We start from the raw sequence: 16968 nt of genomic DNA on the forward strand, positions 1-16968 counted from the left end.
TAAAGGAGGGAACGCCGGATGAACCGGAAACGAAGCGGCCCGGCGGGAGAAACGCTATCCTTCTATACGTCGGGCTGGAAGCACAGCGGAGCAGTGCGCGCTATTTTGCTGCTCGCGTTTGTGTTGCTTTTTTATTTCAGCTTATCCTCGCGGCTCGTGCCGGAAACGTACGATATTACGCTCGGGGCCAGAAGCGAGCACGACATCAAGGCTCCCTATCAGGAAGTGGATCAGAACGCGACGCTCCGGGCACAGGAAGAAGCCGCCGAAAAAGTCGGCTCCGTCTACACGACCGTCGCGATTCACAACGAGACCCTGCTCGACGAAATTTTGCTCCGGATCGACCAATTGAACCAGGACGACCAGGTAACGACGGATAACAAGGTGGAAATTTACCGCGGGGAAATTCCGGGCCGGCTCGATCAATACATCGAGCAGTTCACGCGGAACAATACGGGGACGGCGTATTCGGAAAGCCTGCTCGCGGAAATGAAGCGGGTCGTCGAAATCCAGGTGTACATCATCCCGGAAGAAACGTACTACAAGCTGCCCAGGCTGACCAGCGAGCAAATCTCCGAAATGCGCGTCGTCGGCCGGGAAATCGTGCGCAAGCTGACGGCAGAATCGCTGCGGGACGCGGAGACGGCCCGCGCCCAGGTGGCGGAGATGATCAATACGAGCACGCTCGAGCAGCGGACGCAGCGGGAGACGCTGCAGGAGCTGGCGCGTTTCGTTATAACCGCCAACCGGTTTTACGACCAGGAAGCGACGGAAAGCGCCAAGGCGGAAGCGAGGCAAAACACGCCGCAAGTCGTCATCAAGCAAGGCGACGTGATCGTCAAGGCGGGCACGGTCATTACCGAGGAGCTGTACGATCGCCTGGACAGCATGGGGCTGCTGAAGGAGCAGCGGACGTATTGGCCTCAGCTCGGCGTGCTTCTGCTTTCCTTGCTGTTCGTGCTGGCGATTTACGGCTATGTGGAGCTGACCGCGGCTTCCGCCTCGCCTTCCGCGCCGTCGCTCAAGCGAACGAATACGCATTGGCTCATGCTGCTGCTCATTTTCGCGCTGAACTTGCTGCTCATGCATCTGGTGGCGCTGGCGCGCAGCGACGACTGGCCCTACGTCGGCTATCTGGCCCCCGTCGCCCTCGGCACGATGCTCGTCACGCTGCTGCTCGACATGCATTTGGGCCTCGTCAGCGCCCTGATGTTCACGGTCATTTCCAGCATCATCATGAACGTCGGCAGCGGGGATGTTTTCGATTTCCGTTACGGGTTCGTGGCGGCGGTCGTTTCGTTCACGTCGGTGCTGGCGATTCACCGGGCCAGCCAACGGTCGTCGATATTGAAGGCGGGCATCATGGTCAGCCTGTTCGGCTCGATCGCGGTCTTCGCGCTCATGCTCGTCGAATCGAATCCCGACCGGCTGCTGCTGATCCAATCGGTCGGCTTCATGTTTGCCAGCGGCCTGCTGACCGCCGTCCTGGTCATCGGGCTGATGCCGTTTTTCGAAATGACGTTCGGCATTTTGTCCGCGCTCAAGCTGGTCGAACTGTCCAATCCGAACCATCCGCTGCTCCGCAAGCTGCTTACCGAAACGCCGGGCACGTACCATCACAGCCTGATGGTCGGCAACTTGTCGGAGGCGGCGGCCGAAGCGGTCGGCGCGAACGGGCTGTTGTGCCGGGTCGGCTCGTTTTATCACGACGTCGGCAAAACGAAAAGACCGTCCTATTTTATCGAAAATCAAAACGGAGGCGTCAATCCGCACGACAAGCTCGACCCGAAGGTGAGCGCCTCCATCATCATCGCGCACGCTCGCGACGGCGCCGAAATGCTCAAGCAGCACAAGCTGCCCAAGCCGATTCGCGACATCGCGGAGCAGCATCACGGCACGAGCTTTTTGAAGTTTTTCTACTACAAGGCGGTCAAGCAGGCGGAGGAACAGGGCACGGAGAACCAGTGGACGGAAGACGATTTTCGGTATCCGGGTCCGAAAGCGCAATCGAAGGAGGCGGCGATCGTCGGCATCGCGGACAGCGTCGAGGCGGCGGTGCGCTCGCTGAACCATCCGACGGTCGAGCAAGTCGAAACGCTGATCCGCAAAATTATCAAGGACCGGCTGGACGACGACCAATTCAACGAATGCGATCTGACGCTGAAGGAAATGGACAAAATCGCCGAAACGCTCAAAGAAACGGTCATCGGCATGTTCCATTCGCGGATCGAGTATCCGGACGACAAAGCGCTTAAAAATCGCAAGGAAGCAAAGGAGTAAGCGGCATGGCACTGACGCTGGAATGGGTGGACGAGAGGGAAGAAGGCGCGGTTTTCGACGACAAGTGGCGGGAGCTGCTCGACAGGCTGATGAAAATCGCGGCGGAGACGGAAGGCGTCGAGGACGGAGTCGTGACGCTCACCCTTACGGACGAGGAAGGCATCCGGGAGCTTAACCGGGAGTATAGAGGTTTGGACAAACCGACCGACGTGCTGAGCTTTCCGATGCGGGAGACGGCGGAACCGGCCATTCGTTACGACGACGATTACGAAACGGTGGAAATCGACGGGGAGGAGGAGCCGGCGGGAAGCGAAGCTCCGGACGATTACGATCCGTTCGCGGAACTGCTCGGCGACATCGTCATCTCCGTGCCGCGCATGTACGCGCAGGCGGAAGAGTACGGGCACAGTCCGGAGCGGGAGCTCGGATTTCTGTTCGTGCACGGCTTTCTGCATCTGCTCGGTTACGACCATGGCGACGAAGCGGAGGAAAAAGAAATGTTCGCCAAGCAGGAAGCGGCGCTGGCGAAAGCGGGGCTGACCCGTTGAGCCGAAAACAGTCGGAGCTTTCCTCGTTTCGCAACGCGCTGGCCGGCATCGCCCATGCGCTCCGGACCGAGCCCCATATGAGGTTTCATTTCGGGGCGGGCATCGCCGCGTTCGCCGCGGCGGCGCTGCTAAGGCTGCCCGGCGGGGACTGGCTCTGGCTGCTCGCCGCGGTCGCGGCCGTCTGGACGGCGGAGCTGTTCAACACCGCGATCGAACGGACGGTGGACCTTGCGTCGCCGGAGCGCCACGAGCTGGCGAAAGCCGCGAAAGACGCGGCGTCCGGCGCCGTTCTCGTCGCGTCGCTGTTCGCCGCCGCGGTCGGGCTGATCGTGCTCGGGCCGCCGTTATGGCTGGCGGTTTTCGGATCGTGACGAGGAGAATTATACATAATAGCGCCGACAAGGGAGCGTAAGAAGATGGAATGGAACGGTTGGACAAAGGAGAAGCTGCTTGAAGCGGCCGCCGAAGCGAGGCTTCGCGCATACGCGCCCTATTCGCGTTTTCGGGTCGGCGCCGCGCTGCTCGACAAGGACGGCCGCGCGCACTACGGCTGCAACGTCGAAAACGCCGCCTACGGCCCGACGAACTGCGCCGAGCGGACCGCGCTTTTCCGGGCGGTGGCCGACGGCCACGCGCCGGGTTCGTTTGCGGCGATCGCCGTGATCGGCGACACGGCCGAACCGATCACGCCTTGCGGCGTCTGCCGGCAAGTGCTGTCCGAGCTCTGTTCTCCCGATACGCCGGTCGTCATGGGCAATTTGAAAGGCGATATCCGCGTGGCCACGGTGGCGGAGCTGCTGCCGGGCGCTTTTTCCATCGGCGACTAGAGAGGAAAGAAGGAATCTCCATGAAGAAAGGGTTCAAGTCGGGCTTCGTCGCGATCGTCGGCAGGCCGAACGTCGGCAAGTCGACGCTGATGAACCAGGTCATCGGGCAAAAAATCGCGATCATGTCGGACAAGCCTCAAACGACCCGCAACAAAATTCACGGCGTCTACACGACCGATGACGTTCAGATCGTGTTTCTGGACACGCCGGGCATCCACAAGCCCAAATCGAAGCTGGGCGATTATATGATGAAGGCTGCGGAAAGCGCGCTGGCGGAAGTCGACGCGGTGCTGTTTCTGACCGATGTCAGCGAGGAGCTCGGCGGCGGGGACCGCTTCATCATCGAACGGCTCAAAAAGGTGGACACCCCCGTCTTCCTCGTGTTGAACAAGATCGACAAGGTGCATCCGGAGGCGCTGCTTCCGATTATCGAAACGTATTCCGGCCTGCATTCGTTCGCCGAAATCGTCCCGGTGTCGGCGCTCCAGGGCAATAACGTCGGCACGTTGCTCGAGCAGTTGTCCAAGTATTTGTCCGAAGGTCCGATGTATTACCCGGCCGACCAGGTAACGGATCATCCCGAGCAGTTCGTTTGCGCCGAGCTCATCCGCGAGAAAATTTTGCAGCTCACCCGGGAGGAAATTCCGCATTCGATCGCGGTCGAAATCGAAAGCATGGGCACCGGGGACAACGGGGTCGTCAACATCGGCGCGGTCATCTACGTCGAGCGCCCGTCCCAAAAAGGCATCGTCATCGGGAAAAACGGGGCGCTGCTGAAGGAAGTCGGCAAGCAGGCGCGGCTCGACATGGAGCGGCTGCTCGGATCGAAAATCTTTCTCGAACTGTGGGTCAAAGTCAAGGAAGACTGGCGCAACCGCGAATCGGTGCTGCATACGCTGGGATTTCGCAAAGAGTGATCCGCCCCGGGTCCGAACGCGCCCGGAATCAAAAAGTTGTCAGGCATACCCCGGCGGCGAAGTGGCATCCTAACGGTGGAAGCAAGTCATTTCCGTCGGGGGAGGATGAGTGCGCGGTGCGGAATTTCACGTGGCACGTATTTACACAGACCGGCGATATCGAGGCCTACTTGCTGTATAAGGAGATGGACAAGCTTGGAAGGGACGAACACGACCTGGAGCCGCCGTCCCTGCCCGAGGACGGAAATGTCGTACTCGGAGCGGAGCCGTTAGGCTAGCCGTCACTTGCCATGCGGTTTCGAAGCGAGCGGCTTCTTGCGCCCCGGCGATGGGGAGCGGGAAGCCGCTCGACGGTTTTAAGGACGGGGGAGGAGCCATTGCTGTACCGGGTGGAAGGCATCGTCATCAGAGGCACGGATTATGGGGAAGGCAACAAAATCATTACGCTGCTGACGGCTTCGCACGGGAAGCAGGGCGTCGTCGTGCGCGGGGCGCGAAAGCCGAAAAGCCGGCATGCTTCGCTGGCGCAGCCGTTTACGTACGGCGATTTTTCATACTTTAAAACCGGACAGCTCGGCACGCTCAGCAGCGGCGAATTGATCGAGCCGTTCCGGCCGCTGCGGGAGGATTTGAATTTGGCCGCATACGCCGCTTATGCCGCGGAGCTGTGCGACCGGGCCGTCGGGGAAGAAGACGCGGGAAGTTATTTGTTCCACCAGCTGAAAGCATGCTTCGAGGCGCTGGCGCAGGGAAAGGATCCGCAAATCGTCATTCGGGCGTTCGAAATGAAAATCGTGCAAATCGCCGGATACGCTCCGCAGACGGACGAATGCGCCCATTGCGGGCGTCCGGAAGGACCGTTCCGGCTAAGCCCCGCGGCCGGCGGCGTGCTTTGCTTTGCGTGCCGGAATCGCGACCCGGGCGGGACGGATTTGGACGAGACGGCCTGGAAGCTGCTCAAGCTGTTCGCCGCGCTCGATCTTCGGCGGCTCGGCAACGTCGACGTGAGCGAGCGCCCGAAACGGCAGCTCGCGCAGGCGATGCGGCTCTGGATGGACCATCATCTCGGCATCAAGCTGAAATCCCGTCATTTTCTCGACCAGTGGGAGCGCATCAGCGGGGATCTGCCGGACGTTTGACAGAACCCCGCCCGATTGTGTAAAATGAATCATCATTGGAATTGCTCTCGACGAAGGAGAAAGTAACCGGTTGCCGTCGCAACCTATCAGCGAGCCGGGAAGGGTGGAAGCCCGGCGCGACGAATCGGCGAACAGGGCGCTCCGGAGAGGCGGCCAACGGGCAAAGAGCGGGCTTGCGACACGGCCTCGCGCGCGGATGATGCGCGTGCCGAATCGAAGCCAAGTAGGGTGGAACCGCGGGAATGACGCTCCCGTCCCTACGTCTGCGGAGGCGGACGTAAGGACGGGGGCTTTTTGCGTCCCATTCTTCCCTCTCCTCTGCAATCCGACATCGATCGTGACAAAGGAGCGAGAACGAAACATGAATTTTCAGCAAATGACGCTGACGCTTCAGCAGTTTTGGGCGGAGCAGAACTGCATCGTCGTGCAGCCTTACGACGTGGAGAAGGGAGCGGGCACGATGAATCCGATGACCTTCCTGCGCGCCATCGGACCGGAGCCATGGAACGTCGCGTACGTCGAACCGTCGCGCCGGCCGGCGGACGGCCGTTACGGGGAAAACCCGAACCGCCTGTACCAGCACCATCAGTTTCAGGTCATTATGAAGCCGTCTCCGGACAACATTCAGGAGCTGTACCTGGAGAGCCTCGCGCGGCTGGGCATCGATCCGCGTCATCACGACATCCGCTTCGTCGAGGACAACTGGGAATCGCCGACGCTGGGCGCCTGGGGGCTCGGCTGGGAAGTTTGGCTCGACGGCATGGAAGTGACCCAGTTTACGTATTTCCAGCAGGTCGGGGGCATCGACTGCCATCCGGTCGCCGTGGAAATTACGTACGGAATGGAGCGGCTGGCGTCCTATATCCAGGACAAGGAAAACGTATTCGACCTTGAATGGGTGGACGGCGTCTCGTACGGCGACGTGTTCAAGCATCCGGAGTACGAGCATTCCAAATATACGTTCGAAGTGTCGGACGTCGCGATGCTGTTTCAGCTTTTTTCGACGTACGAGGCGGAAGCGAACCGGGCGATGGAACAAAATCTCGTTTTCCCGGCTTACGATTACGTGCTTAAATGCTCGCATACGTTCAACCTGCTGGACGCCCGCGGGGCGATCAGCGTGACGGAGCGGACCGGCTACATTTCGCGCGTGCGCAATCTGGCGCGCCAAGTGGCCGCGACGTTCCTTCAGGAGCGCGAACGGCTCGGCTTCCCGCTGCTGAAGAAAGGGGTGGAAGCGAATGGCTAAAGATTTGCTGCTCGAAATCGGGCTCGAGGAAGTGCCGGCTCGCTTCATGCGCGGCGCGATCGATCAGTTGAAGGACAAGACGGAAAAATGGCTCGCGGACAGCCGGATTGCGCACGGGCCGGTTCGCGCTTACGCGACGCCGCGGCGCCTGGCGGTGCTGGTCGAAGCCTTGGACGAAAAACAATCCGACGTAAGCGAGGAAGTAAAGGGGCCGGCCCGCAAAATCGCGGTGGGCGAAGACGGGGCCTGGACGAAAGCCGCGCTCGGCTTCGCCCGCAGCCAGGGCGTCGAGCCCGACGCGCTGTACTTCAAGGAACTGGGCGGCGTCGAGTACGTGTACGCGAATAAATCGAGCCTCGGGCTCGCGACGGCGGACCTTCTTCCCGAAGCGCTGCCGCAGCTCGCGGTCTCGCTGAGCTTTCCGAAAAACATGCGCTGGGGAGATCACGAGCTCCGCTACGTCCGGCCGATTCGCTGGCTGGTCGCCCTGTACGGTTCGGAAGTCGTTCCGTTCGAAATCGCGGGCGTCGCGAGCGGCAACGTGACGCGCGGCCACCGGTTCCTGGGCGGGGATGCCGCGATCGCCGAGCCGAAGCAATACGCGGACAAGCTGCGCGAACAGCATGTCATCGCAGATATCGCGGAGCGGCAGCGGGCGATCGAAGCCGGCATCCGGGAGCTCGCGGACAAAAACGGCTGGCAGATCGCCGTGAAGGAAGATCTGCTGGAGGAAGTGCTTTTCCTGGTCGAAACGCCGCAGGTGCTGTCCGGCTCGTTCGATCCATCGTTTTTGAACATTCCGCAAGAAGTGCTCATCACGTCGATGCGGGAGCACCAGCGTTATTTCCCGGTGCTGGACGAGAGCGGCAAGCTGCTGCCTCACTTCGTCACGGTGCGCAACGGCGACGCGCTTTCGCTGAACACGGTGGCGAAGGGCAACGAGAAGGTGCTGCGCGCCCGCCTGTCGGACGCGAAGTTTTTCTACGAAGAGGATCAAAAAGTCCAGATCCCGGCTTTTCTCGCCAAGCTGGAAAATATCGTTTATCACGAGGAACTGGGGACCGTCGCGGACAAAGTCGCGCGGACGCGCGCGATCGCCGATCGCCTGGCAGAACGGCTTCGCGCGGACGGCCAGACGCGGGCGGACGTCAGCCGGACGGCCGACATTTGCAAATTCGACCTCGTCACGCAAATGGTTTACGAGTTCCCGGAGCTTCAGGGCATCATGGGCGAAGACTACGCCCGCAAAGCCGGCGAGCGGGAAGCCGTCGCCAAGGCGATCAACGAGCATTACTCGCCGCGCAATGCGGGGGACACGCCCCCGGCTTCGCTCGTCGGGGCGATCGTCGGCATTGCCGATAAGATCGACACGATCGTCGGCTGCTTCTCGATCGGCATCGTGCCGACCGGCTCGCAGGATCCGTACGCGCTGCGCCGGCAAGCGGCGGGCGTCGTTTCCACGCTGCTCGCCCATGAGCTGGAGCTTCCGCTGCCGGAGCTGTTCCAACTGGCTTTGAGCGTCCACGAAGAGCGCGAGCTGAAGCGCGAAGCGTACGAGATTTTGCGCGATCTGAACGAGTTTTTCGCGCTCCGCGTCAAAAACGTGCTGACCGAGCAAAGCATCCGCTACGATGTCGTCGACGCGGTGCTGGGCGCGGGCTGCGACGACGTGCGCCGCACGATTTTGCGGGCGCGGGCGCTGCAGGCGGCAACGGGAGACGCCGCGGGCAAGGAAGCGTTCCGCCCGGCCGTCGAGGCGTTCAACCGCGTCGGCAATCTGGCCGCCAAGGCGGACGACAGCCGGCTAATCGACGCGAACCTGTTCGCCGACCCGGCCGAAGGCGCGCTGTACGAAGCGTGGCAAACGGCGCACGGCCGATTTGTCAAGTCGACGATCGAAGGCAAGCTGGATGCGGCGCTGGAGGCGCTCGCTTCGCTTGCCGAGCCGGTCGGGGCGTTTTTCGAAGCGGTTATGGTCATGGCCGAGGACGAGGCGGTCCGGCGCAACCGGCTATCGCTGCTCGCCGCGATCGCGGACGATATTCGAACGTTCGCGGATTTCGGCAAGCTGGCGGGCTAAAATATTCGGGGGAGGAATGGGGGATGGCTTCAAGCAGCGTAACCGTATTCGTCGCTTCCGATTCGGCCGGGGACACCGGAGAGCAAGCGGTGCGGGCGGCGGCCGCGCAGTTTCATCCGCTGCAGGTGCAAATTCGCCGGATCGGCTTTATCCAGACGATCGAGGCCATCGATATGGTGCTCGACATGGCGCAAAACGACGGCATCGTGCTGTACACGCTCGTCATTCCGCAATTCAGGGAGCATATGGCGAAGCGGGCCGCGGCGCGAGGCATCCCCGCGGTCGACCTGCTCGGTCCGCTGATCGATTACATGGAGCAGCGGTTCGGCCGTCCGTCCCGCCACGAGCCCGGGCTTAACCACTTGCTCGACGCCGGTTACTTCCGCAAGGTCGAAGCCGTCGAATTCGCGGTCCGTTACGACGACGCGAGAGACGTGACCGGCATCGGCAAAGCCGATATCGTGCTGACCGGCGTTTCCCGGACGTCCAAGACGCCGCTGTCGATGGTGCTGGCCCACAAGACGTTCAAGGTGGCCAACGTTCCGCTCGTGCCCGAGCTAGCGCCGCCGAAGGAATTGTTTCAGGTGGACCCGCGCAAAGTGATCGGCCTCACGATTCGGACGGACGCCTTGAACGCCATCCGCAAAGAGCGCCTGAAAGCGCTCGGTCTTCCGGATTCCGCTTCCTACGCGACGACCGAGCGGATCGAGCAGGAGCTGAAGTTCGCGGACGGCATCATGAAACGGATCGGCTGCGTCGTCATCGACGTTTCCAACAAGGCGGTCGAAGAGACGGCAAGCCTCATTTTGGAGCATTTCAATAACGAATAGCGCTTCCGGCAACCAGCTTTCCGCAAAGCTGGTTGCCGGACGTTTTGACGGCAAGCGGAATTTTTTACGAATTGTCGACACGCAAAGCGAAGCAAACTATTGACATCTTCGGCCATAAGGTTTATTATCTTAAAATTTAATGAGCCAAAGGCAGGATTTTGAACCCTTTTGACGTATATAATATTACGGCAAACTTTGGGTGGATGAGCGGTGGTGTCGGATGCTCCCGATTCGAAATCGGGTGGTGGTGGACGGAGACGCTTGTCCCGTCAAGACGGAAATCGGTCAAACCGTGCGGCAATGCGGGGCGACGGCGTTGCTCGTTAGTTCCAACGCCCACGTTCTGGTGCCGGAAGCCGGCGTCGAGGTGGTAACGGTCGATGCCGGTCCGCAATCCGCAGACCTGTACATCGCGAACGCGCTGAAGCCTTCCGATGTGCTGGTCACGAGCGACTACGGATTGGCCGCATTGGGAATTGCCAAAGGCTCGGCCGTGCTGACGCCCCGGGGGCGCCGGATCACGGAAGCCGACATCGACGGGCTGCTGGCGCAGCGGCACGAGTCGGCCAGATTGCGACGAGGAGGCTTGCGCACCAAGGGACCCAAACCTTTTACCAACGAGGATCGCGTCAGATTCCAACAAAAACTGACACAGCTCCTGCTGGGAAGGCAGGAGAACAAGGAACGTTAGCGAATAGGATAATAGATCGGCTCGCACTAAAAGAAGGTGGACGCAAGATGAACAACGGCATGATCCCGCAGCAGGCGATCGACGAAGTATTGAAGCGATTCGAGATTGGGGAAACGGTCGGGCGTTACGTTCATTTGTCCAAAAGAGGCAAGTATCTGGTCGGGCTGTGTCCGTTTCATTCCGAAAAGACGCCTTCGTTTACGGTTACGCCGGAAAAGCAGATTTTCCATTGTTACGGCTGCGGGAAGAGCGGCAACGTCATCAAGTTCATGATGGAAATGGAAAACGAAACGTTCCCTGAAGCCGTCAAACGAATGGCCGAGGAAGCCGGGGTGCCGGTCACCTGGTCCCCGCATCGGGACGAGTCCTCCCCCGCCAGCGGGAAAAGGAGGTTCTCCACGAAGCGCACGCCTACGCCGCCAAATTGTACCACTACGTGCTTCGCAACACGCAAGCGGGAAAGCCGGCCATGGACTATTTGCGCTCGCGGGGAATCCATGACAAGCTGATCGAGGAATTCGGCATCGGCTACGCACCGCCGAGATGGGACACGCTGTCCCAGGCGCTGGAGAAGAAAGGCTTCTCGCTTTCCGACATGGAACGCGGCGGTCTTCTGTCCAGGCGTCAGGAGGGCGAAGGGTACGTCGACCGGTTCCGGGACCGCATCATGTTTCCGATTCGCGGCGGCGACGGAAATTTCGCGGCGTTCGCGGGAAGGCTGATGTCGGACGGCCAGCCGAAATATTTGAACTCGCCCGAGACGACGCTGTTCAACAAGAGCCGCACGCTGTACAGGCTGCACGAAGCCCGGAGCGCCATTCGCAAAACGCGTCAGGTCGTTTTGTTCGAAGGGTACGTGGATTGCATCAAGGCATGGCAGGCCGGGGTGACCAACGGCGTGGCCACGATGGGCACGGCGCTGACCGCCGAGCATGCCGCGCTTCTGCGGCGTTTTGCGGACGAAGCGATCGTTTGCTACGACGGCGACGACGCCGGACAAGCCGCCGCCTACAAGAGCATTCCTTTGCTGGAGGCCGCGGGACTTTCCGTGAGGGTCGGGCTCCTGCCGGGACGCATGGATCCGGATGAATTCATCACGGAGAAGGGACCGGAAGTGTTTGTCCGGGAAATCATCGAAGGCGCCGTATCGACGATCAAATTTCAACTCATCTATTTAAGGAAATCCCATATACTCCTAGAAGAAGATGGAAGGATACGGTATTTGCGGGATGCCGCCCGCCTCGTTGCCGGTCAGCCTTCGCCTACGGAGCGGGAATTGGTCCTGAAAGAGCTGGCCCAGGAGTTCGACGTATCGCTCGACACGCTGAAACAGGAGGTCGCCGAAATCCGCCGCCAGGAGAAAATGGGAACGGCTGGGGATATTCCGGACGGATCGTGGAATAATGTATGGAATGAAAAGCGAACTTCATCCCGGCATCCTGCGCTCGCTCCCGCTTACGTGCGGGCGGAACGTCAGCTGCTCTCCTGGATGATGCAGGACGGAGAAGCGGCGCTTGCCGTCCGCGATCGGCTAGGGGACGGCTTTCATATAGAGGATCACGCAGCCATTGCTGCTTTCTTATATGCTTATTACGCGCAAGGCAACGATCCCGATGTCAGCCGGTTTACCGCTTTTTTGCAAGACGACCGCCTTGAGCGCACGGCCAGCGCCATCGCGCTAGAGGAATACCCTTTCGACGAAAGGGCTATGGAAGATTGTATCCGTACGATCGGTCAGGCCGCGCTTGCCCGCGAAATCGAACAAAAAAAAGAAGAGATGCTTCGAGCGGAGCGGGCCGGAGACATCATGCTTGCCGTACAAATTGGAACAGAGATTATCGCCCTGGAGAAACAGCGCAAGGATGCTTGATGCTTTTATCCGGGGAGGAGGGAGTCGGTAATGGCGAACGATCAACACACCGGGTTGGAAACGGAAGCGACACTGGAGCAGGTAAAAGCCCAGATGCTCGAACAGGGCAAAAAGAAAGGCTCTTTGACCTATAAGGACATTATGGAGAAGCTATCTCCTTTCGATCAGGATGCCGATCAAATCGACGAATTTTTCGAGCAGCTGGCCGATCTCGGCATCGAGGTCGCGAACGATCACGACGAAATCGGCCGCGGCAGCGACGAGGAAGGCCACGACGATTTCAACTTCGACGACGACCTGTCGCTTCCGCCCGGCATCAAAATCAACGACCCTGTCCGGATGTATTTGAAGGAGATCGGACGAGTTCCGCTGCTTGGCGCGGACGATGAAGTCGAATTGGCCAAAAAAATCGAAATCGGCGGCTTCGACGGAGAAGAAGCGAAAAAGAGACTGGCGGAAGCCAATCTCCGTCTTGTCGTCAGCATTGCGAAACGTTATGTCGGACGAGGCATGCTGTTTCTCGATTTGATTCAGGAGGGCAACATGGGCCTGCTGAAGGCCGTCGAGAAATTCGACCATACGAAAGGCTATAAATTCAGCACGTACGCGACGTGGTGGATTCGCCAGGCCATTACCCGGGCGATCGCCGACCAGGCACGGACGATCCGGATTCCGGTGCATATGGTCGAAACGATCAACAAGCTGATCCGCGTATCGCGTCAGCTGCTTCAAGAGCTCGGCCGCGAGCCGACGCCGGAAGAAATCGCGGAGCAGATGGATCTGAGCGTGGACAAAGTGCGAGAAATTATGAAAATCGCGCAAGAGCCGGTTTCGCTCGAAACGCCGATCGGCGAAGAGGACGATTCCCACCTGGGCGATTTCATCGAAGACCAGGAGGCGCTCGCGCCGGCGGACGCCGCCGCTTACGAATTGCTGAAGGAGCAGTTGGAAGACGTGCTGGACACGTTGACCGAACGGGAAGAAAACGTGCTGAGGCTGCGGTTCGGACTGGATGACGGCCGTACCCGGACGCTTGAGGAAGTCGGCAAGGTGTTCGGCGTCACCCGCGAGCGGATTCGCCAAATCGAAGCCAAGGCGCTGCGCAAGCTGCGTCATCCGAGCCGGAGCAAACGGCTAAAAGATTTCCTGGAATAAGCCGATACAGGTATTGAGCCTGTTTAGGGAGACCTTCTGCCGAGACGGTTGGAGGTCTTTTTGCACGGAAAGGAGCCAATGCCTGTGTCGGATGACGAGAAAAAGAAGCTGATCGTAAAAGAAATTGAATCCTGGCGAAGAACGAAGCTGCTCCCGGAACAGTATTGCGATTTCCTGCAAAATCTGTATTTGGATGATTTGGCGAATCGGCCGAAAAGCTTCGCCGGCGAAGCGGTCCGGAAAATCGGGCAGGCGACGAGCAAACAGTGGCTACTTGTATTTGGAATATTTGCCTTGATTTGCTTGATTGTGTTTTATTTTAGCGCGTTTCCGCTGCCATTGCAAATCGGTCTCGTCGCCGTCGCTTCGGCCGGACTTACGGCGGGGGGAGTCCGCTGGCGGGAGAAGCTGCCGTATCGTTGCTTTCTGTTGCTTGGTTCCGGTATGCTGCTTATGATCGGAGGGGGAGCGGCGATTTTGCAGCTTCACGGCTGGACGACCGGAGCCGGACCTTTGCTTCTGCTGATCGTCTGCGCCCTGTCCTGGATCGTTTGCGGCGTCGCGCTCCGGTTCGGCATGATGCAGTGGTGCGGCTGGATGGCGGTCGTCGTCCTGTACGCCTGGCTGCTGGCCCGCCAAATTTCCGACCCGTCGTGGATTCAAGTCCAGGCGTTTTGGCTGCCGGCCGCGTTTTTGTTTTTTTGGCTGAGCTGGTTCGTCAGCGTAAAAATCCGTTCCACGGGAACGGTATTGTTCGCGACGGCGCTCGTGCTGTGGTTTATGCCGGAAGTGTATTCGGCGCTGTACGGCGTCGATTCGCAGTGGATCCAAATCGAAATTGTCGCGAAGATCGCGATCGCGGGCATTTGTCTTTACAAATGGAAAAAACAGTGGATGGAATGGGTTGCATAATCGATGCCGAACGAACAAATGAAAAACGCGGGCGTTAAATTGTCCGCACGTCTTGCCGCGCTGGCCGATTTGGTGCCCGAAGGCGCCCGCCTGGCCGATATCGGCACCGATCATGCGCTGCTGCCCGTTTTTTTGGCGGCAACCGGCAAAATTTCTTTCGCCGTGGCCGGCGACGTCCATGCCGGACCGGTGGAGGCCGCAAGGCGCCAGGTGGCGGAGGCGGGCCTGGACGGGGCGATATCGGTGCGCATGGGGGACGGAATGTCCGTGCTCGATCCCGGGGAGGTCGATGCCGTCTGCATCGCCGGCATGGGAGGCAGCCTGATCGTGCGCATCCTGGAAGCGGCCGGAAGCCGCCTGGACGGAGTCGATACGCTTGTGCTGTCGCCGCACGTCGCGGAGGATCAGGTGCGCCGATGGCTGCGGGAGCGCGGTTTTGTGCTCGACATCGAAGAGCTGCTGGAGGAAGACGGGGAAATCTACACGCTTCTTCGCGCAAAACGGGCGGGCGACGGCGCGGATGCGGAGCGGCGGAACGCCGAGCTGTACGGCCTGTCGGTCTCCTTCGCGTCAAAGGGCGAGCGGTTCGAATTGCCGCCGGACATTGCGTATGCGATGGGGCCGCTGCTGCTGCGGGAGGGCGGCGAGCTGTTCCGGCGCAAGTGGAGCGGCGAAATCGCGAAGCGCGACCGGATTCTGGAACAACTACGGCTGTCCGAAGCTCCGGAAACGGCGGAGAAGGCAAAGGAATGGGAACGAACGACAACGCTTTATCGGGAGGTGCTCGCATGTTTGCCCGCGGAGAAACGGTTATCCAATTGATGGAAAAGCTCGCGCCGAAAGCTTACGCGGTTCCGGACGACCGCATCGGCCTTCAGGTCGGAACCTTGCAAAAAGAAGTCCGTCGCGTGCTCGTCGCGCTCGACGTTACGCAAGCCGTGGCGGAGGAGGCGGCGGCGATCGGGGCCGAGCTGATTATCGCGCACCATGCGCTGATTTACCGGCCGCTCAAGACGCTTCGGACGGATACGCCCGAGGGAGCGCTGGCGGCGTCTTTGCTGCGCGGCGACATTGCGGTGTACGTGGCGCATACGAATCTGGATACGGCCGAAGGCGGCATGAACGATTGGATGGCGGAAGCGCTCGGACTCGAGGTTCGCGGAGTGCTGGAAGAGGTCCATACCGACAAGCTGTTCAAGCTGGCCGTATTCGTGCCGCGGGAGCATCAGGAGGCGGTCCGGTCGGCGATGTTCGCCGCCGGAGCCGGCGCAATCGGCAAATACAGCCATTGCAGCTTCAACATCGAAGGCACGGGGACGTTTCTGCCCGGCGAAGGCGCGGATCCTTTTATCGGCAAGCAGGGCAAGCTCGAAGCCGTAGCCGAGACGCGCATCGAAACGGTCGTGCCGCAAAGCGCGCTGAAAGCGGTGACGCAGGCGATGCTGAAGGCTCATCCCTACGAAGAAGTCGCTTACGACGTATATCCGATGGACTTGAAGGGCCGCGCGTTCGGCCTCGGGAGAGTCGGGACGCTGGCGCGGCCGGAAACGTTGGACGAATTCGCGGAACGGGTCAAGCGCGCCTTCGACGTCCCTTTCGTCCGCACGGTCGGCGACGGCTCGCGCTTCGTTCGCAAGGTGGCGGTGCTGGGCGGATCCGGTTCCCGTTACATTCGCCATGCCAAATTCGCCGGCGCCGACGTGCTCGTCACGGGAGACATCGACTACCACACGGCGCACGACGCCGACGCGATGGGGCTCATGCTGATCGATCCGGGGCATAACGCGGAAAAAATCATGAAGCCGAAAACGGCGGAATGGCTGCGGCAGCGGCTCGCCGAAAAGGGATATGCGACAGAGGTATTCGCTTCCGAGGTGAATACGGAGCCGTTCAAGCTCAAGTGAATTGGCTTTTCGGCCAAGGATTGCCGTTGTGCCGGAAGCCGATTCGCGGTATACTGGTGTAACGAATCGGAAAGTTTGACAGACAATCGCTGGCGGCTTAAGGCCGCGAGAGGAAAGTCCGGGCTCCATAGGGCAGGATGCTGGATAACGTCCAGTCGGCGCGAGCCGAAGGATAGTGCCACAGAAACGGACCGCCGATGGCCGCCTTGCGCGGCACAGGCAAGGGTGGAACCGTGGTGTAAGAGACCACGAGGGGCACTGGCGACTTTGCCCCTGGTAAACCCCATCTGGAGCAAGACCGAAGAGGAACGCGGCGGCTTTCGAGGCCGCAGCCCTTGCCCGGGGCGCGTTCGGGTTGGTCGCTTGAGCCGTGCGGCAACGTACGGCCTAGAAAGATGATTGTCGCTTCCACACGTGGGAGGATCGCAAGGTCCGTCGCACCACCGGAAGTACAGAACCCGGCTTACGGCAAGCTTTCCGATCCCAACCATTCAATTTGCGAAAGCCGATGCGGCGAGGTAGAGATACCCGCGTGCATCGGCTTTTTTAACGTTTCAGCAAGTATA

Annotated in this window: 17 protein-coding genes and 1 other RNA gene; all 18 read left to right on the forward strand. The window is 60.2% G+C overall.

Annotated elements, in window-relative coordinates:
- The first annotated feature begins 18 nt into the window (after positions 1 to 18).
- The 18 genes from JW799_RS19210 (at position 19) to rnpB (ending at position 16883) form a co-directional block, all read left to right on the forward strand.
- Entirely contained in the window at positions 19 to 2280 is a 2262-nt protein-coding gene (locus JW799_RS19210) for an HD family phosphohydrolase (protein ID WP_080840526.1), read from the forward strand.
- A 5-nt stretch (positions 2281 to 2285) separates the two neighbouring features.
- Positions 2286 to 2828: an rRNA maturation RNase YbeY gene (gene ybeY, locus JW799_RS19215; protein ID WP_080840525.1), complete on the forward strand. Its 543-nt coding sequence runs from the start codon at positions 2286 to 2288 to the stop codon at positions 2826 to 2828.
- Complete coding sequence (locus JW799_RS19220) at positions 2825 to 3199, forward strand: diacylglycerol kinase family protein (RefSeq protein WP_080840524.1); 375 nt, start codon at positions 2825 to 2827, stop codon at positions 3197 to 3199. The genes ybeY and JW799_RS19220 overlap by 4 nt, the downstream gene beginning before the upstream one ends.
- Positions 3200 to 3244: 45 nt before the next feature.
- Positions 3245 to 3655: a cytidine deaminase gene (gene cdd / locus JW799_RS19225; RefSeq protein ID WP_080840523.1), complete on the forward strand. Its 411-nt coding sequence runs from the start codon at positions 3245 to 3247 to the stop codon at positions 3653 to 3655.
- Between the two features lie 20 nt (positions 3656 to 3675).
- On the forward strand, positions 3676 to 4572 hold the full coding sequence (era, locus tag JW799_RS19230; RefSeq protein WP_205431219.1) for a GTPase Era: 897 nt from the start codon (positions 3676 to 3678) through the stop codon (positions 4570 to 4572).
- A gap of 116 nt (positions 4573 to 4688) precedes the next feature.
- Entirely contained in the window at positions 4689 to 4850 is a 162-nt protein-coding gene (locus tag JW799_RS29735) for a YqzL family protein (RefSeq protein ID WP_205431220.1), read from the forward strand.
- 99 nt (positions 4851 to 4949) lie between these two features.
- Complete coding sequence (gene recO, locus JW799_RS19240; protein ID WP_080841048.1) at positions 4950 to 5711, forward strand: DNA repair protein RecO; 762 nt, start codon at positions 4950 to 4952, stop codon at positions 5709 to 5711.
- Between the two features lie 361 nt (positions 5712 to 6072).
- Positions 6073 to 6960, forward strand: a complete 888-nt coding sequence (glyQ, locus tag JW799_RS19245; RefSeq protein WP_080840520.1) for a glycine--tRNA ligase subunit alpha — start codon at positions 6073 to 6075, stop codon at positions 6958 to 6960.
- Positions 6953 to 9040, forward strand: a complete 2088-nt coding sequence (gene glyS, locus JW799_RS19250) for a glycine--tRNA ligase subunit beta (protein WP_205431221.1) — start codon at positions 6953 to 6955, stop codon at positions 9038 to 9040. The genes glyQ and glyS overlap by 8 nt, the downstream gene beginning before the upstream one ends.
- Before the next feature lie 23 nt (positions 9041 to 9063).
- Positions 9064 to 9870, forward strand: coding sequence for a pyruvate, water dikinase regulatory protein (locus tag JW799_RS19255; protein ID WP_080840518.1), 807 nt, complete (start codon positions 9064 to 9066; stop codon positions 9868 to 9870).
- Between the two features lie 220 nt (positions 9871 to 10090).
- Entirely contained in the window at positions 10091 to 10561 is a 471-nt protein-coding gene (locus JW799_RS19260; RefSeq protein ID WP_205431222.1) for a YaiI/YqxD family protein, read from the forward strand.
- A gap of 47 nt (positions 10562 to 10608) precedes the next feature.
- A complete protein-coding gene (locus tag JW799_RS29740) occupies positions 10609 to 11070 on the forward strand; it encodes a CHC2 zinc finger domain-containing protein (protein ID WP_338026299.1) in 462 nt (153 codons plus the stop codon).
- On the forward strand, positions 10986 to 12431 hold the full coding sequence (gene dnaG / locus JW799_RS19265; protein ID WP_338026300.1) for a DNA primase: 1446 nt from the start codon (positions 10986 to 10988) through the stop codon (positions 12429 to 12431). Before JW799_RS29740 ends, dnaG begins: the two co-directional genes overlap by 85 nt.
- 30 nt (positions 12432 to 12461) lie before the next feature.
- Positions 12462 to 13586 (forward strand): RNA polymerase sigma factor RpoD, encoded by a 1125-nt coding sequence (rpoD, locus tag JW799_RS19270; protein WP_080840515.1) that lies wholly within the window; start codon positions 12462 to 12464, stop codon positions 13584 to 13586.
- Between the two features lie 84 nt (positions 13587 to 13670).
- A complete protein-coding gene (locus JW799_RS19275; protein WP_205431223.1) occupies positions 13671 to 14498 on the forward strand; it encodes a hypothetical protein in 828 nt (275 codons plus the stop codon).
- A gap of 3 nt (positions 14499 to 14501) precedes the next feature.
- A complete protein-coding gene (locus JW799_RS19280; RefSeq protein ID WP_205431225.1) occupies positions 14502 to 15320 on the forward strand; it encodes a tRNA (adenine(22)-N(1))-methyltransferase in 819 nt (272 codons plus the stop codon).
- On the forward strand, positions 15287 to 16402 hold the full coding sequence (locus tag JW799_RS19285) for a Nif3-like dinuclear metal center hexameric protein (protein ID WP_205431235.1): 1116 nt from the start codon (positions 15287 to 15289) through the stop codon (positions 16400 to 16402). The genes JW799_RS19280 and JW799_RS19285 overlap by 34 nt, the downstream gene beginning before the upstream one ends.
- Positions 16403 to 16472: 70 nt before the next feature.
- An RNA gene (rnpB, locus tag JW799_RS19290) (RNase P RNA component class A) lies at positions 16473 to 16883 on the forward strand.
- Positions 16884 to 16968 lie beyond the last annotated feature (85 nt).

Origin of the sequence: Cohnella algarum (assembly GCF_016937515.1) — a bacterium.
Lineage (GTDB): Bacteria > Bacillota > Bacilli > Paenibacillales > Paenibacillaceae > Cohnella > Cohnella algarum.